Origin of the sequence: Mariniflexile soesokkakense (assembly GCF_039650365.1) — a bacterium.
Classification (GTDB): Bacteria; Bacteroidota; Bacteroidia; order Flavobacteriales; family Flavobacteriaceae; genus Mariniflexile; species Mariniflexile soesokkakense.
The window spans coordinates 116,435-142,249 of sequence record NZ_JAZHYP010000008.1 but is presented as its reverse complement, the minus strand read 5'-3'; the positions used below and the strand labels follow the sequence as shown (position 1 = coordinate 142,249).

The following is a 25,815-nucleotide window of genomic DNA, read 5'->3' as shown; positions in this document are numbered from 1 at the left end:
AATTTTGTTTCAAAAATGGCTTAAAAAGATTTGTTTTTTAGCTCAGTTCTTTGTTGTATGCCGTTTATAACTTATTTTTAACCAATTCTAAGCAATTGGTAGTTTCTATATATTCAGTTTTATATTGCTACCATTTTTGGTATTGCTGTTTCTGAACATATGTAATGTAGCACAAAATCTTTTTATTCGTTTGATTAATGTGTCTTGTTATATTATAATTTGACAAGTTTCATATTCTTGTCGCTATTTTCAAATGTTAATTTTGCAAAATATAGTCCAGAAGAATAGTTTGTTAAGTTTATATCTATTCTATTGGTAAATTTATGGATATCTTTTTTTATTAATCTACCACATGAGTCATAAATTTCGATTTTTAATATTTCGACCTTCCGATTTATTTCTAATATAAATTGGCCTGAAGATGGATTTGGGTAAACTTTTAAAGATGGAATATCATCATTATCTTCAATTCCTAGATTATTCTCACACGGAGCAAATTTTAAAATAAAGGAATCTGCATCAAATGTTCCTACATTAGCATTAGAAGTTAATTCCAAAACTTCCTCACTTAAGTCAAAATCAACTGTCTCTTGAAACAATCCTGAGAGAAGAATATCACCAGATGAAGTGCTTAATATTCCATATGGTTCTTCAAGTCCAATACCTCCAATATTAAAAGCACATATGTCATTGCCAGTACTAATATCTAGTTGGCTAACAAAAATGTCTCTGTCGCCTTCTGAGTTAAGGCTATCAATATCTTCATTAAAATCAATTGTCTCTAGAAATGTTCCTGTAATAAGAACATTTCCACTGTTGTCCAATGTTAGTTCAGGATTAAATGCCTCACCTGGTCCACCGATACTCTTGCCCCAAATTAAATCACTTGTAATGGCATTGAGTTTACATATATATATGTTATCTCCTCCCTGAGCAGTAAGGTTAAGAACACCAGAACTTGGGTCTATGTCAATAGTATTCTCGTAATTTCCTGTTACATAAATTGCATTGTTAGGGCCAACAAGAATTCCATTGCCACATCCTGAACTAGTTGCCCAGATATAGTTCCCGTCAAAATCCATCTTACAAATAAAACGATACGCTGTTTCTGAACTTGTTAGAATGGCTTCATTAGGTCCAAGGTCAAAATCCATGCTTCCCCCAAAACGTCCTGTAAGATATATATTTCCCAAGTCATCAATTTCGATATCGTTCCCCCAACTTGACATTTCGTTTGCAAATTGCTTAACCCAAACAAATTCTCCTGCTGCATTTAATTTAAGAACAAAAGTATAATTTGAACCACCCAAATTGTCGAGAATTTCAGAACCTGGTCCAGGGTCAAAGTCTGCTTCGCCAGTATAGATACCGGTTATATAAGAATTATCATTTGCATCAATACTCACTCCAGTTATGTAATCTTGTCCAGTACTTCCAAAACTTTTTGCCCAAATGAACTCTCCAGATGGTGATAATTTAAGTATTGCAGAGTCAACACTTCCTTCAGAGCTTATCTCAAAAACTCCTGATCCAGGATTAAAATCTTGGGTTTCGACGAACGAAATAGAAAGATACAAAGATCCTACGCTATCAAACCCTTCTAGAAATATTCTAATCGTGGGAATGTATTTTATTGCCCAAAGAAAATTACCAGTTTCGTCTAGTTTGCAAATAAAGGATGAACCCAATTCATCAGCAGTAAGGTCAAAATTATCTACACCTGGATCGAAATCTACAGTTCCACTAAATATGCCTACAATGAAAATATTTCCTGATTCATCAGTTTCTATATCTGTAGCATAGACGTATTCAGATTCAGAAGCCGCAAAATGTTGTATCCATTCTAAACTTTGTGCAGATGTGTACAAAGGTGTAATAAGTAAAACTATCAAATAAAAGTATAAGGTTTTCATAATACATTGATTTTTTTAGTATTCGTATTTATAATACATCGTAATGTTCAAAAAACATCATCAGTCAACTCAATCATTCTGGTAATTGTTAAGTTTCACAAGCTTGTTGTTTCACAACTTGTTTAAAAGTGTTTTCATATTTAGAATTTTATTATTTCAAATGGCATACAACTACAATGATATGAGTCCGTTTTAATGACTTATATCGGACGTTAAACGAAGTTAGCTTTTTTTTCTCACAAAGTCAAGTTTAGTTTTAAGCTATGTTTAAGTTTAATAAATACCAATTTCACGCCATTATTAACATAGTTTTCAATACTATTACACCAACTATTAAAAATTAATAAATTATCGTATTTTTGCACCACAATTTAAATAGGTAAATGTTAGACAAATTACAAATAGTAAAGCAGCGTTTTGATGAGGTTAGCGATTTAATTATCCAACCGGATATTATGACCGACCAAAAACGTTACATCGCATTAAATAAAGAGTATAAAGATTTAAAAGTGCTTATAGAAAAGCGCGATGAATATATTGAAGTTACCAACAATTTAGCAGAAGCTGAAGATATTATTTCGGAAGGTGGCGACCCAGAAATGGTTGACATGGCTAAAATGCAGTATGAAGAAGCCAAAGAACGTATTCCTAAATTAGAAGATGAAATTAAATTTCTTTTAATACCAAAAGATCCGGAAGATTCTAAAAATGCAGTGGTAGAATTACGTGCTGGTACTGGTGGTGATGAAGCAAGTATTTTTGCGGGCGATTTGTTTAGAATGTACACCAAATATTGCGAAAGCAAAGGCTGGAAAGTTGATACGGTTGATTTTAGTGAAGGTACCAACGGTGGTTTTAAAGAAATTCAGTTTGAAGTTACAGGTGAAGACGTTTATGGAACCTTAAAGTTTGAAGCTGGTGTACACCGTGTACAACGTGTACCACAAACCGAAACCCAAGGGCGTGTTCACACCAGTGCCGCAACAGTTATGGTATTTCCTGAAGCTGAAGAGTTTGATGTGGAAATTAACCCAAAGGAAGTTAGAATTGATTTTTTCTGTTCGTCGGGTCCAGGTGGTCAGTCGGTTAATACAACGTATTCGGCGGTACGATTAACGCATTTACCAACTGGTTTGGTAGCGCAATGTCAAGACCAAAAATCGCAACATAAAAATAAAGAAAAAGCCTTTAAAGTATTGCGTTCGCGTTTATACGAAATGGAATTGGCTAAGAAAAATGAGGCGGATGCTGCAAAGCGTGGTTCGATGGTAACTTCGGGTGATAGAAGTGCGAAGATTAGAACCTATAATTACCCACAAGGACGTGTAACCGACCACAGAATTGGTTTAACCCTTTACGATTTGTCAAACATTGTTAATGGAGACATCCAAAGAATTATTGATGAATTGCAATTAGCTGAAAATACTGAAAAGTTAAAGGCTAATAGTGATGTGATTTAAATTCCTGCTAAAGCAGGAATCTATGAAATGAAAAATATTATTTTACACATATCAATAATTTTAATTTTTTCATGCAAACATGTTAATTCTGAATCTAAGGGAGCAACTATCCATATAAATAATGATGGTTTGTATTTCGAAAAAGATTCCATTAATTCTGTAAAAGATAAAGTTTTTGAGGAAGATTGTGTGTTTGACCAAGAAACTCAAACAGATGGGTTTTTAAAAGGGATTAAGGAACTTGAAAATTATGTTTGGGATTCTGAATCGAAAACGGCATCTATTCAAATATCAGATAATGAGATTTTGAAAATTTACAGAGGAGGTTGTACGCATTTTGTTTTGTCTGCAACTTATGAAATTAAAAACTTAAATTTGAGTTTTCCGAAAGACAAGGAATTTGTTTTTTCTAAGGTTTTATGGGTTTCTGAGCTTTTAAAAGAGTTTGATTTAATTAAAATTCAAGATGATTTAAAGTTTAACAACTTTACATTTGAAAATGATCATAACTCTATATTTTTAGATTTAAAGAACAAAGAAGAAAGTAATATAACTTATTCTATATGGGTTAATGATCATTCAGAATACTCTGAGATAAGTATAATTCGTGATATGAATTAATGAAAACAACAGAACTCATTCAACAGATCCAAAAAAAGAAATCCTTTCTATGCATTGGGTTAGATGTCGATTTAAATAAAATACCACAGCATCTTTTAAAGGAAGAAGATCCTATTTTTGCGTTTAATAAAGCAATAATTGATGCAACCCATCATTTATGTGTGTCTTACAAACCTAATACCGCATTTTATGAAGCGTATGGTTTAAAAGGTTGGAAAGCGTTAGAAAAAACCATCAATTATTTAAACGAAAAGCATCCAGAAATTTTTACCATTGCCGATGCAAAACGTGGTGATATTGGCAATACCAGTACCATGTATGCCAAAGCTTTTTTTGAGGATTTAGCCTTTGATTCGGTTACTGTGGCACCATATATGGGAAAAGATTCTGTAGAACCTTTTTTAGCTTTTGAAGATAAACATACCATTTTATTAGCATTAACATCAAACCAAGGTGCATTCGATTTTCAAACGAAAACAGTAGATGGCAAAGAGTTGTATAAACAAGTTTTGGAAACCTCAAAAACTTGGAAAAACTCTAAAAACTTAATGTATGTTGTTGGGGCTACTAAGGCAGAATATTTAGCTGATATTCGAAAAATAATTCCTAATAGCTTTTTGTTAGTGCCTGGTGTTGGTGCACAAGGAGGCAATTTACAAGACGTTTGCAAATACGGCATGAATGCCCATGTTGGTTTGTTGATAAATTCTTCAAGAGGTATTATTTATGCGTCTAACAACGAGGATTTTGCTCAAGTAGCAGCATCTAAAGCAGCAGAACTTCAGCAAGAAATGCAAACTATTTTATCTAAATAAAAATTAGCCGTTAACGGTATGTGAGAAATCAACTTTGTGGATATCTTCTACAAAGTTTGATATTCTTTTTTCAATTTCTTTTAAACTCATTAACTTACTTACGTTGGGTTTAATTTTACCAACTCTACAAAAATGTGAACTCATAACTTCTTTTTTGTATAAAGTACGGAAGTTTGCCGCATTTGGATGTAACTAAAAAGTTAAAGAATTGATAAAAATAAATTAAGATTTTACTTGATTTCTTGAAAAATACCGAAGTGTATTTAGCTTGTTAAGTAGTCGCATGGCGTGAAATTCGGCAAGATCACTAAGTTCAGAATCTGTCTGACGGAAATTGTATGCTTTCTCCATAAGCTCTTTGTATTGCTCATCGAGTTTTTTATGACGATTTTTTATGATATCATTTACGCTCATATACTTAGCTGAATAACAGATAATTAAATATACATTTTTTATTCATAAATGAAAAAAAATATTTAATTTATTTTTCAACCACTATAAAATAGTCAATAATTAAGCTTGTTATTAGTCTTGCAAAGCGAACACTTTTCTCAATAAATCGGTAGTTCTGGAAGATAAATTGGTTCGAATTTCTTTTTCTTCAACAGCAATCATGGTGTACACACCTTTTAAAGCTTCAGTGGTAACATAATCTGTTAAATTTGGATTTACATCTGCTGTAAAAGGAATGCTGTTATATTTATTTATGAGATTGCTCCAAATTTCATCAGCGCCCACTTTGCTAAAAGAATTTTTTATAACAGGACTAAATTTAGCGTATAAAGCCGTTTGGGTCTTACCATTTAAATATTGGGTTGCTGCATCGTCATTACCAATTAATATATTTTTGGCATCGGCAAAGGTAATGCCTTTAACGGCATCAACAAATATTGGGGTTGCTTCTTTTACCGCATCTTCCGCAGCTCTATTAAGCACTTTTAAGCCTTCATCGGCCAATTTACTTAAACCAATATCCCTAAGGCCTTTATCAACTTTTTGTAATTCTTCAGGCAATAAAATTTTAACTAAGTCATTTTTATAAAATCCATCCGTTTGAGTTAGTTTTGTAACTTGTTTTTCTATTCCAAAATCTAAGGCTTGTCTTAAACCAGAGGCAATTTCATCATTTCCAATACCTACACCTTGTGGTAATTGATTAACAACTTGTTGCAATTCTGCACAGGCAGTAAGATTTAAAACTAAAAGAAATACTAAAATTTTACGAATCATGATTTTTTAATTTGGGGTTCTTGTGAATGGTAAATGTAGGTAATTACGAAAAAATAACCGTTTTATTATTATAAACCATCACTTTTCTGTTGGTGTGTAATTTAACGGCATTTGCCAAAACTATTTTTTCTAAATCGCGGCCTTTTGCAATTAAGTCTTCTATAGAATGCGAATGAGATACACGGGTAACACCTTGGTCTATTATAGGACCTGCATCTAATTCTTCGGTCACATAATGACTCGTAGCTCCAATAATTTTCACACCTCGTTTAAAAGCCGAATGGTATGGTTTTGCACCCACAAAAGCAGGTAAAAAAGAATGGTGAATGTTGATGATTTTGTTGGGATATTTGGCAATTAATTTTTCGGAAATAATTTGCATGTACCTCGCTAAAACAATAAAGTCAATGTGATATTTTTCTAATAATTTCAATTGCTTTTGTTCTGCTTCTTCTTTGTTATCTTTGGTAACAGGAATGTGGTAAAATGGAATTTTAAAACTATCTGCAATCGATTTTAAATCTAAATGGTTACTAATTATAAAAGGGATTTCTAAATTTAGTTCGCCAGAATTATAGCGTCCTAATAAATCGTATAAGCAATGGTCGTATTTAGAAATAAATAAGGCCATTTTAGGTTTTCTTGCCGACGAATAAATACGCCATTTCATTCCAAACTTTTTGGCTAAAGCACTTTTAAAAGCTTCTTTAAAACCGTCGGCAGCAAAAGAGTCATGAATAAATTCACTTTCAAGACGCATAAAAAAGATGTTTTGTTCCCTGTCAACATGTTGGTCTATGTAAACAATGTTCCCTTGTTTTTCGGCAATAAAGTTAGTTACAGAAGCAATGATGTTTGGACGGTCTTTACAATGAATTAAAATAGTAATCTTTTGCATTTGATTTTAAAATGATTTAAGTTCAAAATTAACCTAAAAATTAGACACGAATAAAGAGTGATTATAATTTTAGATAATCGTTTGTAAATGCTTTGTTTTTTTGAATATTTCGTAAATTTGAACCGCATATATCAATATATTTTAAAATGACGCATATAGAACCTTATAAACCACAGCATAAAGTTAGAATAGTAACAGCGGCATCTTTGTTTGATGGACATGATGCTTCCATAAACATTATGCGTCGTATTATTCAAGCAACAGGTGTAGAAGTGATTCATTTGGGGCACGATAGAAGTGTGGAAGAGGTGGTAAATACGGCTATTCAAGAAGATGTGAATGCCATTTGTTTAACCTCGTACCAAGGCGGACATAACGAGTATTTTAAATATATGCTCGACTTGTTAAAGGAAAAGGGCGCAAATCATATAAAGATTTTTGGCGGCGGAGGCGGTGTTATTTTACCTTCTGAAATTAAAGAGTTAATGGATTATGGTATTGCTCGTATTTATTCGCCAGATGATGGACGCGCATTGGGTTTGCAAGGTATGATTAACGATTTGGTGAAACAATCTGATTTTGCAATTGGAAACATTTTAAATGGTGAGGTAAAAACACTTCAAAATAAAAACGCTAGAGATATTGCTCGCATTATTTCTTCAGCTGAGAATTTTCCTGAAGTAGCCAAATCTGCGCTAGAAATAATTCATACAAAAAATAAGAACTCTAAAACGCCAGTTTTAGGAATTACAGGCACAGGAGGTGCAGGGAAATCGAGTTTGGTGGACGAATTGGTACGTCGGTTTTTAATTGATTTCCCAAAGAAAACCGTCGGAATTATATCGGTAGATCCATCAAAACGTAAAACAGGTGGTGCATTGCTAGGTGATAGAATTCGTATGAATGCCATAAACAATCCACGAGTTTACATGCGTAGTTTGGCAACACGTCAATCTAATTTAGCATTATCAAAATATGTGCATGAGGCTATCGAAGTGTTGAAAGCCGCCGAATTCGATTTAATTGTTTTAGAAACTTCGGGAATCGGACAGTCAGATACAGAAATTATAGAACATAGCAATGTATCATTATATGTGATGACACCAGAATTTGGCGCTGCAACCCAATTGGAAAAAATCGATATGCTCGATTTTGCAGATTTGGTAGCCATAAATAAATTCGATAAACGTGGTTCTTTAGATGCTTTGCGCGATGTTAAAAAACAGTTCATGCGCAACAATAACCTTTGGGAAACACCTCAAGAAAAATTGCCGGTTTATGGAACCATTGCATCACAGTTTAACGATCCTGGTACAAATACGCTTTATAAAGCGGTTATGGATACATTGGTTGAAAATGGGGCGGCAGATTTGCAATCAACATTCACTATTTCAGATGAAATGAGTGAGAAGATTTTTGTTATTCCACCAGCAAGAACCCGTTATTTATCTGAAATTGCCGAAAATAATCGTGCTTACGATTTAAAAGGTATCGAGCAAGTTGAAGTCGCTCAAAAATTGTATGGTATTTTTAAAACTATTGAATCGATTTTAGATGTCATTGCGAGTGAAACGAAGCAATCTCTTCTTAATAAAAATGGTATAAATCAAGAAGAAATCCTAAAGCAAACCCAAATTGAGAACAAAGATTTTATCAGACTTCTAGTAGCAGAGTTCGACCGCGTACAACGAAATCTAGATATATATAATTGGGAAATAATAATTGGTTGGAATGAAAAAGTAAACAAATACAAAAACCCTGTATACACATTTAAAGTCCGTGACAAAGACATTAAAATAAAAACCCATTCAGAGTCGCTTTCACATTTACAAATACCAAAAGTAGCATTGCCAAAATACCAAGCTTGGGGTGATATTTTAAAATGGGTGTTACAAGAAAACGTGCCAGGAGAATTCCCATATACTTCAGGTTTATATCCTTTTAAAAGGATGGGTGAAGACCCAGCACGTATGTTTGCAGGCGAAGGAAGTCCGGAACGTACCAATAAGCGTTTTCATTATGTAAGTGCAGGTTTGCCAGCAAAACGTTTGTCAACTGCTTTTGATAGTGTCACGCTTTACGGAAACGACCCCGATGTACGTCCAGATATTTACGGAAAAATTGGAAATGCAGGCGTGTCTATTTGTTGTTTAGATGATGCTAAAAAACTCTATTCAGGATTTGATTTAGCTGATGTAATGACTTCCGTTAGTATGACGATTAACGGGCCAGCACCTATGCTTTTAGGTTATTTTATGAATGCTGCCATCGACCAACAATGTGAAATATACATTAAAGAAAATGGTTTAGAGAAAGAAGTTGAAGCTAAAATAGCAAAGCTTTATAAAGGAAAAGAGCAGCCAAAATATAACGGTAAATTGCCAGAAGGTAATAACGGTTTGGGGTTAACGCTTTTGGGCGTTACGGGCGACCAAGTATTGCCAAAAGAAGTTTATCAAAACATTAAAGCCAAAACCATAGCCCAAGTTAGAGGTACAGTACAAGCTGATATTTTAAAAGAAGATCAAGCGCAAAACACTTGTATTTTTTCTACTGAATTTGCACTCCGCTTAATGGGTGATGTACAAGAATATTTTATTGAAAATAATGTACGCAATTTTTATTCCGTTTCCATTTCTGGATATCATATTGCTGAAGCGGGTGCTAATCCTATTACACAAATAGCATTAACCTTGTCAAATGGTTTTACTTACGTGGAATATTATTTAAGCCGTGGAATGGATATTAATAAATTCGGACCCAACTTATCATTTTTCTTTTCAAACGGAATCGATCCCGAATATGCTGTCATTGGTCGTGTAGCCAGAAAAGTTTGGGCTAAAGCCATGAAACATAAATATGGTGCGAACGAACGTGCCCAAATGCTTAAATACCACATTCAAACCTCGGGTAGAAGTTTGCACGCGCAGGAAATAGATTTTAACGATATTAGAACTACGTTGCAGGCACTTTATGCTATTTACGATAATTGTAATTCGCTCCACACGAATGCCTACGATGAAGCGATTACAACGCCAACGGAAGAATCGGTTAGAAGAGCTATGGCTATTCAACTTATAATAAACAAGGAATTAGGCTTAGCAAAGAATGAAAACCCCATTCAAGGGTCGTTTATTATAGAAGAGTTAACCGATTTAGTAGAAGAAGCTGTGCTTTTGGAATTCGACAGAATTACAGAACGTGGCGGTGTTTTAGGAGCCATGGAAACCATGTACCAGCGCAGTAAAATACAGGAAGAAAGTCTGTATTATGAAACTTTAAAACATAATGGAGCGTTCCCAATAATAGGAGTGAACACCTTTTTAAGTAGTAAAGGGTCTCCAACGGTTTTGCCTGTGGAAGTAATTCGAGCCACCGAAGAGGAGAAACAGTCTCAAATTAAAACGCTTCAAAATCTTCATAAAGCAAATGATACAACATCAATCTTGAAAGATCTTCAGCAAAAAGCAATTCATAACGAAAATATTTTTGAAGCTTTAATGGAAGTTTGTAAAGTATGTTCTTTAGGGCAAATTACACAAGCCTTATTTGAAGTTGGTGGTCAATATCGTAGAAATATGTAAGCAGGGTCGAAGGGTCTTTCTTTAGAATGAACATTTTAAAATAAAATTCTTTTCTAAAAAATGCATCTTTTTAAATGTTTGTACGTCTATTATATGAACATTAAAAACATACATTATGAAAAATAAAGAATGCACATGTAATTGCGAAAGCTGTAAAAATGGACAATGTGAAAATTGTACATGCGAAAACTGTACTTGCAGTAATTGTAACTGTTAAGTTTGTTTTAATTTGAAAAGTAACAGTGTTTATTTTAGTAACTTTATACTAAAGTATACACTGTTTATAATTGTAGATATGCAAACTCAAGAGATTTGGAATTCCTATTCAAATGATATTAAGCACTTTATATTAAGTAAGGTGAAGGATGCCGTTGTGGCAGATGATTTACTTCAGGAAACCTTCATAAAAGTACATACTAAACTGAATACCTTAAAAGATGAAGATAAATTAAAGTCTTGGTTGTTTTCAATTGCACGCTATACCGTTTTAGATTATTTCAGAAATAACAATATCACCTATGAAATTTCAGAAGTTGATATGCATTTTGAAGACCAAAAATTAGAACATACCAAAGAAGACTGTTTAAGGGGCATCATTAAAAGTTTACCTAAGAAATATAGAGATCCTTTGTTTTTATCGGATATTCAAGGTAAAAAGCAACGTCAAATTTCTGAACAATTACATTTGCCATTGCCTACCATAAAATCTCAAATACAACGTGGTAGAAAATTAATTGCACAAGGTTTTATAGATTGTTGTGATTTTAAAGTGAGCGATACAGGCTATCTGGTTGGTGAAATTAGAGATAAAGAGGAATGTAAAGTGTGCCATTAGTATTTAGGTTAAATAATTAATGCGATGAATAGGCTTTTCATAAAGTTTATTCATCGTTTTTTTTTGCATATTAAAACCGCTTATAGGCTTATGTAACCCCTTGAACTAATATTCTTTAAGAAATTTTTTCACTACCAATTCACGGTGTAATTTTATCCTGTTTATGATAGTTGTTAAACACGATTTACCCAAATAATTAAAATTTACACCTATGGAAACTACACTTAGATACAATTTCAAGAGAAAATCAAAAAATCATTTAGATTGGTTAATAAACATCATTAAATCTGAAAGATATTTTGAAATAGAAACTTTAATATGCTATAATAACACACTGTTTTTAGATTAAAAAAACAAGACTCTCATTTGTTTTTTTAGAATCCTTGTATTAAAATACAGGGATTTTTTTTATCTAAAATAGAAGGGTGTGTATAACCAATTACAAAGTAAGCATCCAACTGCGTTGCAATTGTTTAAACTTTTTTAATTCGCTACGTAAAATTGGTAAGAAGTCTTTTCCGTTGCTGTTAGAATGTTCTAAGCGATACGAATTTTTGTAAAGCTTATTTGTAAGACGTCTTAAAGACGCAATGTGTTTGTGCTTTCTATCGGTGTAACGCTCTAATTCGGCATTAACAATTTCTGGAGCTAATGATACCGATTGCTGAACGATGTCCCCTGAAAAATAAATGTTAGAATCCTCAGTACCATCACTTTTTAATGCAGACAAATCATGGTTTAAGTACATAGAGATGTTTTGAGATAAGGCAAATATCTCAATTGCTTTTTTATATATCGGTAATTCCGATAGGTTTGATGGGGTATTAGATAGCATATTCTTTTTTTCTTAGCAACTGTATCAAAATTACTCACAAGAATCCATAAACTACTTTTTGTTTTAAAGTAAATGAGTATATTTACTTTAAAATTTAATTTATTCCAATCAATTTCCTTTGAATATGAATTTAGATATGCTTAACTGGAAGATTTTGAAGTGTTTGCAGGAAAATGCGCGACAATCTAATGCCGAAATTGGTAGGCAAGTGGGTATTAGTTCGCCAGCGGTTTCAGAACGTATAAAAAGAATGGAAGATGCGGGCATTATAGTAGGGTACAAAACGGTGGTTTCTCCTTTGGATATGGGTTACCAATTGAAAGCCATTATTACTTTACACGCATTTATTGGTAAATTGAAACCGTTTTTGGAAAAAGTAAAGACCTATGATGAAGTTTTAAATTGCTACAGAATTACTGGTAATGAAAATATAGTGATGGAAGTGCTTTTAAAAAATCAAAAACACTTAGAAACCTTTATAGATCAGCTTATTATTTATGGTGAGACTAAGACACAAATAGTACTGTCTCATGTAATACGCTATAAAGAAGTGAAGCCTGTAAAGTAAATAATTATAGAAATAATTGTAAGTTGTACTTTTTAATTTAAATGATGTTTTGAATGAAACCATTAATAACTTTATTAATATTTATAATTTGCTTTGTAAGTTGTGCCCAAAATAAAAAGGCAATACAAGGTGAAACCGAATTTCAACGAGAATTAAATGCTGAATATAAAGATGCCACAACGTCGCCGTTAAAAGATAAAGACAGAAAGCATTTTGAAGGCTTGGATTTTTTTAAGTTTGATACTTCTTACGTCGTTACAGCTATTTTAAAACGGACTCCTAATACAGCATATTTCAATATGAAGACGACTACCGACCGCGTTTCCAAAGAGCGTGTTTATGGAGTTCTAACTTTTAAATTAAAAGGAAAATCGTACCAATTAAATATATATCAAGGTAAAGATTTAATGGAACGAGAAGGTTACGAAGATTATTTATTTCTACCTTTTTTAGATGAAACCAACGGATTGGAAAGTTACGGTGGTGGACGTTATATAGATGCCAGAATACCCAAAGGCGATACTATGGAAATAGATTTTAATAAAGCCTATAATCCGTACTGTGCCTATAACGACAAATATTCTTGCCCTATTGTACCCCGAGAAAATTATTTAAAAACCAGAATTGAAGCAGGAGTGAAGGCTTTTGGGAAGCATTGAGATTTAAATGAGTTCGTTTAACCGGTCTCGACTATGAGTAGTTGCGTGGTTTCGCCCTTAACTTTACAAGTACACGGCAAGTTGGAAATTTCTGAGGAATTTCCAATGTAACTGAGAACAAGCAATTATTTAGAGTCATTGTTTGAAGTTCGTTTTTTTTCTAAATATTTTGTCCGAATGTCAATAGATTGCTGTCTGGGTCAAGAATTGAAAATTCCTTTTGACCCCAAGGTTTGATTTCCAGTTTTCCATTTGGATGAATTTCAGTCTGTTTTTCCAATAATGATTTATAAAATCCGTCAATGTCGTCAGTCCTAATATAAACTTGCCCATAATTTTCTTTCGGGTCAAGTTCTTTAAAGTCAAAAAAGTGAATTTGGATTTTTTCTTTTTCCATCATCAAGTAGCCATCAAAGTCAGCACTTCCAAATTGATTAAATCCCAATTGGTTTGAGTAAAATTCCCGCGTTACATTTTTGTCACGCATCGGTAATTTCGGATTGATATCTAATAGCATATAAATTCCAATATGGTTTTAATTCCAATATTTTATTATTCTAGTCAGGTTTAATATTCGTCATATTTTTGATTTTAGACGATTTGTCTTAAATGACCGCCAACTACAAGGATATGAAATATTTTAATGTTTTATATCCAAAGTTAAAAGAAGTTAAAATTTTTTCTGACAAAGTCAAGATCTATTTTACCAAAAACATTCCCAAAAACACCGCTAAAAAGCCAATTACAAAACTGGCAATGGTGTAAATAGCAAAACTTAAAAAATCGCCCGATTTTAAAAACACATGGTTTTCGTAAGCAAAAGTTGAAAAGGTTGTAAAACCACCACAAAACCCTGTGGCAAGTAGTAGGGTTTGGTTTTGCGAAAGTGTATCGCTTTTTGTCGCCAGACCTAATATGATTCCAATAAGTAAACTACCTAAAATGTTTGCTAGAAAGGTGCCATAAGGAAGGCCGTTTTCAGGATTGTTCAAATATTTTCCAATAATATAGCGCAGTACACTGCCAAAACCGCCTCCAAAAAAAACTAGTAAAATACTCTTCATTTATTCAATGGTATCTTTTTCCTTTACGGCGATATAAATTTCGGTAACCAAATCAGCAGGATTTGGTGTTTTTGTTGGATCTGTTAAGTAAGTTTCAATCATAGGGCCATTTTCGGTAAACTCAAAACCATTTTTAGGAATATATGCCATGGCGGTTTCCCAAGCTTCTTTTAAATGGCTGTAATTTCCTTTTAGTGTTGTTTTAACAGCTTTAAAACTCTCCATTTTTCCGGTAAGTATGTCGTCTCCTTCAGCGGTAATAACTTGTTCGGTGGTTGGTACACAGCACGAAAATATAACAGCATTGTTATCTTCATCCCATTTAATATAATTTATAAATGGTGTGCCAGCTAATGTTATGTGATTTTTTAAAGCATATTTTCCAACTTTAGGGAGCATTTCTTGAATTTTGCTTTCTAACTCGCTTATTTTACAAGAAGTGGTATTGTATAAGTAGTAACCACCACTGTGGTTTGTAATGCCATTTACGGTGATGCTGTATTTTTTCATTTCGGCAACAATAATGCTGTCTAGTTTTTCTAAACTTCGTTCATAGTGTGGGGCAATTTGTTTTTCCATGCCACCTGTAAAAATGCTATAGGCTTTAAAGCCAAAAGGTAAATCTTTACCAGAAATGGTCCAAGTAACATCCGTACTGCCATTCGTATTATGTTTAAAATCCCAAATAATTTCAGAAGTAGGGAAGTCTGCAAATTGCATTTGTTGCTTTATGTATTTATTTGCAACGGCTTCTAAAGTTTTCATAGTGCCAATACCATCTTTGTCTTCCCAAGAGTAAGAACCTCCAACACCTTTGGTTTGTTTAGGGAGTGTTATTTTCATATCGGGATCTGCTTCCACCCAAGACGACCAATCTTTCCAGTTTTTAAAATCGATAACATTGCTATAAATAACAGCAGCAGGCGCCTTTATGTTTCGTGTTCTACTAACTTCAAACGTGTTAGGTTGTACGGAAATGTATATAGAGGTACCTATAATGGCTATTAATAATAAAAATGCGATATACTTAAAAGCTTTCATGTGTTTGTTTTTATTTTTTTAATGGTCACATGTTACATCTATTTAATCATTTTCTTTTGTATTAAAATTTTTTAATAGATGTTTCATTTTACTTTTTTTGAAAAGATGTGAATCAAAGATAAACAATTTTAAATTCTCGTTAATAAATTATTACATTTGCACTTTAAAAAATAAATATTCAATAATTAAATCAGCTTAAATAAGTGTAGTCAATAATTAAGGTTGAATATTTATAGTTTTTTTATAAGAATAATTAATACGAACAAATGAAACTAAAATCAATATTGAGTTTTGTGCTTATTGGGGCACTTGTATTTTCTTGCGGAAATGATAAATCTAAAGAAAATAAGGAAGAATTAAAAGTAAATGAACCAGCGTTTGAATATAATGTTGACCAATTTGCTGATATTAAAGTATTACGCTATCAAATTCCAGGTTGGGAAAATTTAACTTTAAAGGAACAAAAACTGGTATATTATTTAACCCAAGCAGGTCTGTCTGGGCGCGATATTATTTGGGACCAAAACTATAAGCACAATCTTAAAATTAGAAAAGCTTTAGAAAATGTTTATACTAATTATAACGGTGATAAAACAACTGAAAACTGGAATGCTTTTGAGGTTTATTTAAAACGGGTTTGGTTTAGTAATGGTATTCATCACCATTATTCAAACGATAAAATAAAACCGGAGTTTTCGTCCGACTACTTAAAGCAAATACTAACTGAAACAAATACGGTTTTAGAAGGTGAAGCGTTTGATGTTATTTTCAACAATTTGGATGCTAAAAAAGTAAATCAGGCTAAAGGGGTTGATAATGTAGCGCTATCCGCAGTTAATTTTTATGGAGAAGGAGTAACCAATAAAGATGTTGAAACCTTTTATGCATCAAAAAAATCTCCAGACCCAAGCAAACCTTGGTCTTTTGGTTTAAACTCACAATTGGTAAAAGAAAATGGTATTTTAAAAGAACGAGTTTATAAATCTGGAGGATTGTACGGTTCGGCTATAGATGAAATTATTAAATGGCTGGAACTGGCAAAAGGTGTTGCTGAAAACGAGGCGCAAGGTAATGCGTTAGGTTTGCTAATTGAATATTACAAAACAGGCGATTTGCAAACTTGGGACGATTATAATGTTGCGTGGACAGCAGCTACCGAAGGCAATATAGATTACATAAACAGTTTTATTGAAGTTTACAGCGACCCTTTAGGTTATAGGGGTTCGTATGAGACCATAGTGCAAATCAAAGATTTTGATATGTCTAAAAAGATGAAAGTTGTTTCGGATAATGCACAGTGGTTTGAAGACAATTCCCCGCTTATGGAAGCTCATAAAAAGAAAAAAGTAGTTGGAGTAACCTATAAAGTTGTAAATGTTGCCGGAGAAACTGGTGATGCATCACCAAGTACACCTATTGGTGTAAACTTACCAAATGCCAATTGGATTCGTGCTGCTGTGGGGAGTAAATCTGTTTCTTTAGGGAATATTGTAGCTGCTAGTAACCATGCAGGAAGTTCAAATAGATTAAAAGAATTTGTAAACGATCAAGAAGAACTGGGGTTATATGAAGCTTACGGAGAATTGGCTGAGAAATTACATACTGCGTTGCATGAAGTTGTTGGGCATGCCTCGGGTCAATTAAATCCAGGTGTTGGAGAAACTAAGGAAACCCTTAAAAATTATGCTTCAACTCTAGAAGAAGGTCGTGCCGATTTAGTGGCACTCTACTATCAATACGACCCAAAACTACAAGAACTTGGTTTGGTAGATGATTGGCAAAAGGCAGGAATGGCTGCTTATGATTCTTATATTCGAAATGGATTACTAATGCAATTAATTCGATTGAATTTAGGTGATGATGTTGAAGAGGCGCACATGCGAAACAGACAATGGATTTCAGCTTGGGTTTTTGAAAATGGAAAAGCAAATAATGTTATTGAGAAAATAAACCGAAACGGAAAAACTTATTATAATATAAATGACTATTTGAAACTTCGTGAGCTTTTTGGTGAATTATTGCGCGAAACACAACGTATAAAATCTGAAGGTGATTATAAAGCTGCTGAAGCGTTGGTTGAAAATTATGGAGTAAAAGTAAATCAAAATATTCACGCTGAAATATTAGAGCGTAATAAACAATTTAAGTCGGCACCATACACTGGTTATGTAAATCCTGTGTTGGTTGCAAAAACAAACGCAGCTGGTGAAATAATTGAAGTGCGTGTAGAGCAGCCTAAAACATTCGTAGAACAAATGTTAGATTATGGTAAAAAATATAATTTCTTGCCAGAAGTAAACTAATAAGAGTATAAAATAGCAATTAAACTATAAAACAGAATCTTAATCAAGGTTCTGTTTTTTTATTTACACTAAATACCAAAAGAATAAGGTTTACAACTATAAGAGCACTGATAATAAGAATAATATTCATGATTTTAGTTATGTTAGTTGTTTATTAGATGCACGATTTAAAAAAAGGTTGCGTCAAATTATTAAACTAATTATAAAACATGATAAAAATGTTTTTTCCTAGTATGGAAAAAGACTTTTTTATAAAAAAATATCACTTAAAAATAAACTTAATGGCAGAAATCAATCCAATAAAACCAATAAAGGCAATTAAAATCCAAATACTACCGGCATAAAAACGTTTGTGTAGTTTTAAATCTTTTCGGTACGTGTAGCCAATAACAATGGCAAATACAATAAAAAATAAAACTCCGAAAATGATTTGACCTTTACTAAACATATAGCTATTTTTATGCAAAAATAAGTAATTATAAAATGAAAAATAAAATAGACGCCGTAAAAGCATTTCATACGGCATTTAAAATAGGACATAGTGAAACTCCAAAAGCCGATTTAGGTATAGAGAAAAATACCTTACGTTTTAATTTGATGAAAGAAGAGAACGAAGAGTATTTAGAAGCAGCAAATAATAACGATTTGGTTGAAGTTGCCGATGCCCTAGGTGATATGCTTTATATTTTATGCGGTACCATTATAGAACACGGTATGCAGTATAAAATTGAAGAAGTGTTTGACGAGATACAGCGCAGTAATATGAGTAAGTTGGGTGCAAACGGTCAACCTATTTACAGAGAAGATGGCAAAGTGCTAAAAGGCCCCAATTACTTTAAACCAAATATTGCATCTATTTTAGATAAATAAAATAGTGGGTTATCATCATTCTGAACTTGTTTCAGAATCACATAATTTTTACGGTAATAAAAAAGAGAAGCCAAACGCTTCTCTTTTTAAATTTCTATGTATCCTTAAATATTTAATCCAATTTATAGCGCCACCCAAACGGGTCTTCAACTTTATTGGTTTGAATATCGGTAATACGTTTCTTTAAATAGCTCGCATAAGTATCGGTTAATTCAGGTAAATCGTAATCGGTATCTTTGTAGCCAAATCCAGAAATTGGTGAAATAACGGCTGCAGTTCCTGCTCCAAACATTTCTTTTAAAGTGCCGTTTTTAGCAGCTTCAACAACTTCGTGTACCGATAGTTTTCTAACTTCAACGTTAATGCCTTCGGCTTTAGCCAATTCAATAATACTTTTTCGGGTAATACCATCTAAAATTCTATCGCTAGTTGGAGCGGTTATAAGTGTATCGTTTATACGCACAAATATGTTCATAGCACCCGCTTCTTCAATATATTCATGGGTGGTATCGTCAGTCCAAATAACTTGATGGTAGCCTTTTTCAACAGCTAGTTGCGTTGGGTAAAACTGTCCGGCATAGTTACCACCAGCTTTAGCAAAACCAACGCCACCGTTAGCAGAACGTGAATAGGTTTGTTCAATTAAAACCTTTACTTTTCCAGAAAAATAGGCGCCAGAAGGAGCCGTACAAATAATGAATTTATACGCATTGGCAGGCGATGCATGAAATCCGTTTCCTGATGCAAAAACAAATGGACGTATATATAACGAACTTCCTTCGTTTTTAGGAATCCAATCTTTATCAACTTCTAATAAGGTTTTTAATCCCTCCATAAAATAGCTTTCCGGTAATTCAGGAATTGCTAAACGTTTAGATGAAATATTCAAACGTTTGAAATTTTCTAACGGACGGAATAACCAGACATCTTCATTGGCATCTTTATATGCTTTCATACCTTCAAAAACAGATTGTCCGTAATGGAAAATCTTAGCAGAAGGGTCTAAAGTAATGGCTTGGTACGGAATCACTTTTGGTGCTTCCCACTTACCGTCTTTAAAATTACATTCAAGCATATGGTCTGAAAATACACTTCCAAAAGCCAAATTATCAAAATCTACCTCATTTATTTTGGTAGTTTTCGCTTTTATAATCTCGATGTCATTGATTATAGAGTTCATAAATCTTGTTATTTTATGTTACAAATTTAAGTAAAATCGTTTTTAAAAAAGCGGTATATTTACAACAAATCGTTTAAAAATTAAACTTTATTCCATGAAACAACTATTATTCGCAATATTTTGCTTGTTTTTGGTTTATTCTTGTAAAAATAAAGACTCATACCAGTCTTTTGGTAAACAAATTACTGTGGCTAAAACTATGGACGTTTTCTCTATGGCACCCTATTACAAGTCCATGCAAGTTGGAGATAGCATGAATATTAAAATGAAAGCAAAAGTGATTGATGTTTGTCAGGCAAAAGGTTGTTGGATGACTTTAAATTTAGAAAATGGGAATGAAGTGATGGTAAAATTTAAAGATTACGGATTTTTTGTACCAAAAGACATAGCGGGAAAAGAAGTGATTGTAAACGGAAAAGCGTTTGTAAAGGAGTTTTCGGTTAATGAAAAGCGCCACTATGCTGAAGATGCAGGAAAAACAATTGAAGAAATTGAAAGTATCACCCAACCCAAAAGAAGCTTTTCTTTTGAAGCTGATGGCGTTTTAATACAACAATAGAATTGGAAAGAAAAGTTGTTATTACCGCCGACGGTTCGTCAACCATTCACTTGCCAGAATGGGATGAACAATACCACTCCAAGCACGGAGCCATACAAGAAGCGTATCATGTGTTTATAAAACATGGGTTGCATTATTATTGTAGTCCGGAATGTCACCTCGAGCGCAGTCGAGAGGTTGACCATGAAATAAAAATTCTAGAAATAGGTTTCGGCACAGGTTTAAACGCTTTTATAACCTTACTTGAAGCTGAAAAATCAAAAATTAAAATTGATTATGTTGGTGTTGAAGGCTACCCAGTTGCAATGAACGAAATTAAGCAGCTTAACTACCCAACCCAGTTAAAAGTCGAAACAAACGAAGCACTTTTTAAAACCATGCACGAAGTGTCTTGGGAAGCGCAACATACTATTTCCAATAACTTTTCACTAACCAAACAAAATCGATTTTTTTCAGAAATAGCAGACGAAGAATTATACAATCTTATTTATTTTGATGCCTTTGGTGCCCGCGTTCAACCCGAATTATGGACAGAAACTATCTTCCAAAAAATGTATGATGCCTTAAAAGAAAACGGTGTGTTAGTAACCTACGCCGCAAAAGGAAGTGTGCGTCGTGCTATGCAAGCTGTTGGATTTCTAGTTGAAAAACTCCCTGGGCCACCGGGTAAACGGGAAATGTTACGCGCTACTAAATAAACTCGGTTTTCAGTAACAGTAAGCAGTTTTTGCTTATAAATTATGGTAAGTTTTTACTTAGTGACTTTGCGTCTTTGTCTCTTTGTAACTTTTTCAATTATCAACCATTCTGTTAAACCTAATACAAAACCATAGGCAATAGCCATCTCGTTTTGTAACTTTAAATAAAAAATTGAAAATGCGGGTTTTAATTACAGGGGCGACGGGACTAATTGGGAAAGAGATTGTAAAACTTTGCCATGAAAAAGCTATTGCTGTAAATTACTTAACAACCAGTAAATCTAAATTAAACGAATCGGATAAAACACAAGGTTTTTATTGGAACCCCAAACAGCAAAAAATTGATCTGGATTGTTTTAAAGACGTCCATGCAATCATTCATTTAGCAGGCGCCACGGTTTCAAAACGTTGGACTTCAGCTTACAAAAAAGAGATTATTTCAAGCCGAAAAGAAACAACACAGCTACTAGTTAATAGTTTGAAATCGATTGAACATACAGTAAAACAAATAATTTCAGCAAGTGCTATTGGTATTTATCCAGATTCGTTGATTAATTATTACGATGAAACTTTTAAAGATTTTGATCGATCATTTTTAAGTGGTGTTGTGCAAGTTTGGGAACAGGAAGTAGATGCTTTCTTAAGTTTAAATATTACAGTGTCTAAAATTAGAATAGGCTTGGTACTATCCAACAAAGGAGGCGCACTATCCGAAATGATTAAACCTATTAAATATGGAGTAGGAGCTGCCTTTGGTGATGGCAAGCAATGGCAATCGTGGATACATATTGCCGATTTGGCTCAACTATTTTTATATGTATTAAAGTACCAATTAGAAGGTGTTTATAATGCAGTGGCACCTGGCCCAGTAACAAACCAGGAGCTCACAAAAACCATCGCCATTACTTTAGGAAAACCGCTTTTTTTACCAAATATCCCCAGGTTTTTTATGAAACTGATTTTAGGCGATATGCATACTTTGCTGTTTGACAGCCAACGTGTCAGTTCAAAAAAAATAGAGGACAAAGGTTTTTATTTTGAATACCACCATTTACAACCTGCTTTGGAGGATTTGTTGGGGTAGTTTTAGGAATGGTTTGTTTAATGTCTTATCCATTTACTGAAGTGCATAGTTGCTTTCGTTTAGGTGGATTTTTAATAGCCTCTTTCACAACAATGGCGACAGTATCTTTAGTGATTTTGTTTTTTTTGCAATAATCACTAAGCAGCCAATTGTCTAGAAGTTTAGCTCCTTTACTAGAATTACACGACATGCAGCAAAGTGAAATATTCTCTATTCCATTTATTCTAATGTCGTTAATAATATGCTCGCAAGACGGCTTTGATTTTCGAGATTCATTGTTATTAGTGAATTCAATACTGCAGAAAACACAGTTTTTATCTCTATTTTTCACAAAATCTTTTACATCTTTAGGAATACCCCATCTATTTGCCATTGTGTTTTTTTTTATTCTCCATCAAAGAAATCATTATCAAGTTCTTTAACTTCATAAACAGTTTTAACTTGAACTCCAACATTGTATTGGTGCATTAAATCGACCAGTTTTATGCCATCGATTAAAATTATTGTATGGTGTGCATCATTTGCTTTTTTAATAGCACCTGTGTCAAAAGTTGATGTAGTTACGAAAACACCTTTTTGAGTATCTCCGCTCATTGCACCTATAAAGTTTCTAATATCCTTTTCGCGGACCTTGTTCTCTCCATACCTTTTTGCTTGAATGTAAATTTTGTCCAGTCCTAGTTTGTCTTCATTAATTATTCCGTCAATACCACCATCACCAGTTTTTGAAGTTTCTACAAAGTCTCCATACCCCATTTTTTTTAGTAGGATAAGTATAACTTTTTCAAAGTAAAAAGGATCAATAGTTTTAAGTTTTTCAAGTAATTCGTCCTTGACTTGAATATCTATGGAATTGAATCCTTCGTCTATTAAATCTTGAGGTGAAGCATTTGATATTTGTGAAGGTGTTGAATCATGTTTTGGATTTTCTTCATTATAGAATTCTAAAAAACTATCGGAACTTTCAACCTGACTTAATGTTAATTTAGTTGAACTTTGATTTTTTCCTTTTTCAGTAATTTGAACATATCCTCTTTTTGGGAATTCTATGTATCCTCCCTTTTTAAGATAAGATTTACCCCATGCGATTCTATTGATTATCAGAATGTCACCACTCTTTGTTTTTTCTTCTAGTTGTTCTTTTGTTAGTCCTGAATAAAATTGGTCAATAACCTTTTTATACATGTCTCTTGCTTGAAGTGTTTTACCGTTTTCTAAGACTTTTAATATTGGTATAAAGGTTTCGTGAAATTTTGGTATCTCCATTAGGATGTTTTTAATTAGGTACAACTCTAATACATGGTCATTTTTAATTAACCATTTCTAACTGCGAAACGAATTTATCATTTATTTCCCACAAACTCAACTATTCAAAATCAAAAAACATAAAAATATTTTAATGACATTATGACATTTTCACAATAATGGCAGTACTTTTGCCAACCAAATTAAGTATTTGTATAAAAATTTAGATACAACAATGAGTAAAAAGGATAAAACAAACGATATAGAAAAGGAGCAATTAGATGCTGTACAAAGTGAAACGGTTGAAGTAGAAGAACAAGTTGTTGAAGAACAAACGGTTGAAGAAAAACTTCAAAGTGAGTTAAAACAAGAAAAAGATAAGTTTTTACGCTTATTTGCCGAGTTTGAAAATTATAAACGCCGTACCTCGAAAGAGCGTATCGAGTTATTTTCAACAGCAAGTGAAGACGTTATAAAAACTTTATTGCCAGTTTTAGACGATTTTGAACGCGCATTAAGTCATATTGACGAAGATAAAGAATCAGAAGCCTTACGTAAGGGTGTGTTGTTAATTTATAACAAATTGGTAAGCACGCTAGAGCAAAAAGGACTTAAAGTAGTGGCTGTTGAAAAAGGCGACCTATTTAATGCGGATAACCACGAAGCAATTACCCAAATACCTGCACCAACTGACGATTTAAAAGGAAAAATTATAGACGTTATAGAAAAAGGCTATAAACTGGGCGAGAAGGTAATTCGTTTTCCTAAAGTAGTAATAGGACAATAAAACAAAACCATGGCTAAAAGAGATTATTACGACATATTAGGTATTAGCAAAGGAGCAAGTACTGCCGAAATAAAAAAAGCTTATAGAAAAAAAGCAATTGAATTTCACCCCGATAAAAATCCCGATAATAAAGATGCAGAAGCTAAATTTAAAGAAGCGGCTGAAGCTTACGAGATTTTAAGTGATGAAAATAAAAAAGCACGATACGACCAATACGGACACCAAGCCTTTGAAAATGGTGGCGGCGGTTATGGCGGTGGTGGCATGAATATGGAAGACATATTCAGTCAGTTTGGTGATATTTTTGGCGGTGGTGGCTTTGGTGGCGGCTTTTCCGGTTTTGGCGGAGGCGGTGGCCAACGCCGTGTTAAAGGAAGCAATTTACGTATTCGCGTAAAACTTACTTTAGAGGAAATTGCTAATGGTGTCGAGAAAAAAATAAAAGTAAAACGTAAAGTTCAAGCGCCAGGAACTACCTATAAAACCTGTTCTACCTGTCATGGTTCTGGACAAGTTACACGTATAGCAAATACTATTTTAGGTAGAATGCAAACATCGGCACCCTGTAATGTGTGTGGTGGTGCTGGACAAACTATTGATAAAAAACCTGCCGATGCCGATGCACAAGGTTTGAAAGTTTCAGAAGAAACGGTTTCTATCAAAATACCTGCGGGTGTGGTAGATGGGATGCAACTTAAAGTATCTGGAAAAGGAAATGAAGCACCGGGAAATGGTGTTTCAGGTGATATTATTGTGGTAATTGAGGAAGAACAACACGAAAAACTACAGCGTGAAGGCGATAATTTACATTACGATTTGTATGTAAGCTATCCAGATGCTGTTTTAGGAACGTCACAAGAGATTGATACCGTAACAGGAAAAGTGCGTATAAAAGTAGAAGCTGGGGTACAATCGGGTAAAATTTTACGCTTACGCGGAAAAGGAATACCAAGTATAAATGGTTATGGTAGAGGCGATTTATTGGTGCATGTAAATGTTTGGACACCAAAAACGTTAAGCAAACAACAACGTGAGTTTTTTGAAGCCATGCAGAATGACGAACATTTTGCACCTAAACCAGATAGTACCGATAAATCTTTTTTTGAAAAAGTAAAAGACATGTTCTCATAATATAAGTGATAAAAGAAATTTAAGGTAATCGATTATTTTTTTTAAAAGTTCCTGTTTAGTTTTAAGGGTTTTTAGAAAAAAAAACATATATTTGGTTTATCACTAAACAATTTTAGTGATAATTTTTCTTTTTCATAGCAATTTTTTTCCCATCCTTAATCTTTTTTAAGGGTGGGTTTTGTTTTAATGCAAGCCGTTTATTTTGCCACGAATACACGAATATTTTGTGCTTAAAAATTTAGGTGCAAATAATGAAAATCAATTGAAAGCCTTTTTTCTTCAAATTTATAGCAAATTAGAACCTAAATGTTAGTCTGAGCCTGTCGAAGACTTCAAAAAAGAGTGATTTCAGCAAGTTTAATATAACACATAACCTATAAAAACATTTGCGTATTCGTGGGTACATCAAAAAGAGATATTCATAAATTCTACACA

Annotated in this window: 28 protein-coding genes; 15 read left to right on the top strand and 13 right to left on the bottom strand. The window is 33.3% G+C overall.

Going from position 1 to position 25,815, the window contains the following annotated elements:
* Nucleotides 1–212 precede the first annotated feature (212 nt).
* Entirely contained in the window at nt 213–1,913 is a 1,701-nt protein-coding gene (locus VP395_RS14245; protein WP_346242691.1) for a T9SS type A sorting domain-containing protein, read from the bottom strand.
* A gap of 383 nt (nt 1,914–2,296) precedes the next feature.
* Between VP395_RS14245 and prfA the strand changes: the two genes are divergently transcribed.
* Genes prfA through pyrF form a run of 3 tightly spaced genes read left to right on the top strand, consistent with a single transcriptional unit; the run spans nt 2,297 to nt 4,809 of the window.
* A complete protein-coding gene (prfA, locus tag VP395_RS14240; protein WP_346242690.1) occupies nt 2,297–3,373 on the top strand; it encodes a peptide chain release factor 1 in 1,077 nt (358 codons plus the stop codon).
* 27 nt (nt 3,374–3,400) lie between these two features.
* Nucleotides 3,401–3,994 carry a hypothetical protein gene (locus VP395_RS14235; protein WP_346242689.1) on the top strand — a complete coding sequence of 198 codons (594 nt, stop codon included), beginning with the start codon at nt 3,401–3,403 and terminating at the stop codon, nt 3,992–3,994.
* On the top strand, nt 3,994–4,809 hold the full coding sequence (gene pyrF, locus VP395_RS14230; RefSeq protein ID WP_346242688.1) for an orotidine-5'-phosphate decarboxylase: 816 nt from the start codon (nt 3,994–3,996) through the stop codon (nt 4,807–4,809). The genes VP395_RS14235 and pyrF overlap by 1 nt, the downstream gene beginning before the upstream one ends.
* A gap of 3 nt (nt 4,810–4,812) precedes the next feature.
* On the opposite strand, the gene VP395_RS14225 is transcribed toward pyrF, so the two are convergent.
* From VP395_RS14225 to purU, 4 genes are all read right to left on the bottom strand, one after another.
* Complete coding sequence (locus VP395_RS14225) at nt 4,813–4,953, bottom strand: hypothetical protein (protein WP_346242687.1); 141 nt, start codon at nt 4,951–4,953, stop codon at nt 4,813–4,815.
* Between the two features lie 78 nt (nt 4,954–5,031).
* On the bottom strand, nt 5,032–5,223 hold the full coding sequence (locus VP395_RS14220) for a Lacal_2735 family protein (protein WP_346242686.1): 192 nt from the start codon (nt 5,221–5,223) through the stop codon (nt 5,032–5,034).
* A gap of 111 nt (nt 5,224–5,334) precedes the next feature.
* A complete protein-coding gene (locus VP395_RS14215; RefSeq protein ID WP_346242685.1) occupies nt 5,335–6,039 on the bottom strand; it encodes a DUF4197 domain-containing protein in 705 nt (234 codons plus the stop codon).
* A gap of 43 nt (nt 6,040–6,082) precedes the next feature.
* Nucleotides 6,083–6,937, bottom strand: coding sequence for a formyltetrahydrofolate deformylase (gene purU / locus VP395_RS14210; RefSeq protein WP_346242684.1), 855 nt, complete (start codon nt 6,935–6,937; stop codon nt 6,083–6,085).
* Between the two features lie 146 nt (nt 6,938–7,083).
* Here purU and VP395_RS14205 point away from each other — a divergent pair, with 146 nt between their 5' ends.
* From VP395_RS14205 to VP395_RS14195, 3 genes are all read left to right on the top strand, one after another.
* Nucleotides 7,084–10,521, top strand: a complete 3,438-nt coding sequence (locus tag VP395_RS14205) for a methylmalonyl-CoA mutase family protein (protein WP_346242683.1) — start codon at nt 7,084–7,086, stop codon at nt 10,519–10,521.
* Between the two features lie 295 nt (nt 10,522–10,816).
* Entirely contained in the window at nt 10,817–11,356 is a 540-nt protein-coding gene (locus VP395_RS14200) for a sigma-70 family RNA polymerase sigma factor (RefSeq protein ID WP_346242682.1), read from the top strand.
* A gap of 211 nt (nt 11,357–11,567) precedes the next feature.
* Entirely contained in the window at nt 11,568–11,705 is a 138-nt protein-coding gene (locus VP395_RS14195) for a hypothetical protein (protein ID WP_346242681.1), read from the top strand.
* Nucleotides 11,706–11,795: 90 nt separating this feature from the next.
* Here VP395_RS14195 and VP395_RS14190 read toward each other — a convergent pair whose 3' ends face one another.
* Nucleotides 11,796–12,191: a hypothetical protein gene (locus VP395_RS14190; protein WP_346242680.1), complete on the bottom strand. Its 396-nt coding sequence runs from the start codon at nt 12,189–12,191 to the stop codon at nt 11,796–11,798.
* A 124-nt stretch (nt 12,192–12,315) separates the two neighbouring features.
* Here VP395_RS14190 and VP395_RS14185 point away from each other — a divergent pair, with 124 nt between their 5' ends.
* Both VP395_RS14185 and VP395_RS14180 read left to right on the top strand, forming a co-directional pair.
* Nucleotides 12,316–12,759 carry an Lrp/AsnC family transcriptional regulator gene (locus tag VP395_RS14185; protein ID WP_346242679.1) on the top strand — a complete coding sequence of 148 codons (444 nt, stop codon included), beginning with the start codon at nt 12,316–12,318 and terminating at the stop codon, nt 12,757–12,759.
* Between the two features lie 53 nt (nt 12,760–12,812).
* Complete coding sequence (locus VP395_RS14180) at nt 12,813–13,418, top strand: DUF1684 domain-containing protein (RefSeq protein ID WP_346242678.1); 606 nt, start codon at nt 12,813–12,815, stop codon at nt 13,416–13,418.
* 160 nt (nt 13,419–13,578) lie between these two features.
* On the opposite strand, the gene VP395_RS14175 is transcribed toward VP395_RS14180, so the two are convergent.
* The 3 genes from VP395_RS14175 to VP395_RS14165 form a co-directional block, all read right to left on the bottom strand.
* Nucleotides 13,579–13,935, bottom strand: coding sequence for a bleomycin resistance protein (locus VP395_RS14175; RefSeq protein WP_346242677.1), 357 nt, complete (start codon nt 13,933–13,935; stop codon nt 13,579–13,581).
* Nucleotides 13,936–14,116: 181 nt separating this feature from the next.
* On the bottom strand, nt 14,117–14,482 hold the full coding sequence (gene crcB / locus VP395_RS14170) for a fluoride efflux transporter CrcB (protein ID WP_346242676.1): 366 nt from the start codon (nt 14,480–14,482) through the stop codon (nt 14,117–14,119).
* A complete protein-coding gene (locus tag VP395_RS14165; protein ID WP_346242675.1) occupies nt 14,483–15,523 on the bottom strand; it encodes an SRPBCC family protein in 1,041 nt (346 codons plus the stop codon). It abuts the gene before it with no gap.
* A gap of 266 nt (nt 15,524–15,789) precedes the next feature.
* On the opposite strand from VP395_RS14165, the gene VP395_RS14160 reads away from it, so the two are divergent.
* A complete protein-coding gene (locus tag VP395_RS14160; protein ID WP_346242674.1) occupies nt 15,790–17,826 on the top strand; it encodes a dipeptidyl-peptidase 3 family protein in 2,037 nt (678 codons plus the stop codon).
* Nucleotides 17,827–18,088: 262 nt separating this feature from the next.
* On the opposite strand, the gene VP395_RS14155 is transcribed toward VP395_RS14160, so the two are convergent.
* The gene (locus VP395_RS14155) at nt 18,089–18,274 is read right to left on the bottom strand and encodes a hypothetical protein (protein WP_346242673.1); all 186 of its coding nucleotides are present in this window, start codon (nt 18,272–18,274) and stop codon (nt 18,089–18,091) included.
* Nucleotides 18,275–18,309: 35 nt separating this feature from the next.
* Here VP395_RS14155 and VP395_RS14150 point away from each other — a divergent pair, with 35 nt between their 5' ends.
* Nucleotides 18,310–18,696, top strand: a complete 387-nt coding sequence (locus VP395_RS14150) for a pyrophosphohydrolase domain-containing protein (protein WP_346242672.1) — start codon at nt 18,310–18,312, stop codon at nt 18,694–18,696.
* Between the two features lie 112 nt (nt 18,697–18,808).
* Here the strand turns inward: VP395_RS14150 and VP395_RS14145 are convergent, their stop codons facing one another.
* Nucleotides 18,809–19,876 (bottom strand): branched-chain amino acid aminotransferase, encoded by a 1,068-nt coding sequence (locus VP395_RS14145; RefSeq protein WP_346242671.1) that lies wholly within the window; start codon nt 19,874–19,876, stop codon nt 18,809–18,811.
* Between the two features lie 94 nt (nt 19,877–19,970).
* On the opposite strand from VP395_RS14145, the gene VP395_RS14140 reads away from it, so the two are divergent.
* The 3 genes from VP395_RS14140 to VP395_RS14130 all read left to right on the top strand — a co-directional run bounded on the left by VP395_RS14140 (nt 19,971) and on the right by VP395_RS14130 (nt 22,217).
* Nucleotides 19,971–20,435: a DUF4920 domain-containing protein gene (locus VP395_RS14140; protein ID WP_346242670.1), complete on the top strand. Its 465-nt coding sequence runs from the start codon at nt 19,971–19,973 to the stop codon at nt 20,433–20,435.
* 2 nt (nt 20,436–20,437) lie between these two features.
* A complete protein-coding gene (mnmC2, locus tag VP395_RS14135; protein ID WP_346242669.1) occupies nt 20,438–21,133 on the top strand; it encodes a tRNA (5-methylaminomethyl-2-thiouridine)(34)-methyltransferase MnmC2 in 696 nt (231 codons plus the stop codon).
* Nucleotides 21,134–21,311: 178 nt separating this feature from the next.
* On the top strand, nt 21,312–22,217 hold the full coding sequence (locus VP395_RS14130; RefSeq protein ID WP_346242668.1) for a TIGR01777 family oxidoreductase: 906 nt from the start codon (nt 21,312–21,314) through the stop codon (nt 22,215–22,217).
* 25 nt (nt 22,218–22,242) lie between these two features.
* On the opposite strand, the gene VP395_RS14125 is transcribed toward VP395_RS14130, so the two are convergent.
* Together VP395_RS14125 and VP395_RS14120 are read right to left on the bottom strand one after the other, a co-directional pair.
* Nucleotides 22,243–22,590 (bottom strand): HNH endonuclease, encoded by a 348-nt coding sequence (locus tag VP395_RS14125; protein WP_346242667.1) that lies wholly within the window; start codon nt 22,588–22,590, stop codon nt 22,243–22,245.
* An 11-nt stretch (nt 22,591–22,601) separates the two neighbouring features.
* Nucleotides 22,602–23,483, bottom strand: coding sequence for a restriction endonuclease (locus VP395_RS14120; protein WP_346242666.1), 882 nt, complete (start codon nt 23,481–23,483; stop codon nt 22,602–22,604).
* Between the two features lie 214 nt (nt 23,484–23,697).
* Between VP395_RS14120 and VP395_RS14115 the strand changes: the two genes are divergently transcribed.
* Nucleotides 23,698–24,249: a nucleotide exchange factor GrpE gene (locus VP395_RS14115; protein ID WP_346242665.1), complete on the top strand. Its 552-nt coding sequence runs from the start codon at nt 23,698–23,700 to the stop codon at nt 24,247–24,249.
* Nucleotides 24,250–24,258: 9 nt separating this feature from the next.
* On the top strand, nt 24,259–25,380 hold the full coding sequence (gene dnaJ / locus VP395_RS14110; protein WP_346242664.1) for a molecular chaperone DnaJ: 1,122 nt from the start codon (nt 24,259–24,261) through the stop codon (nt 25,378–25,380).
* Nucleotides 25,381–25,815: the final 435 nt, after the last annotated feature.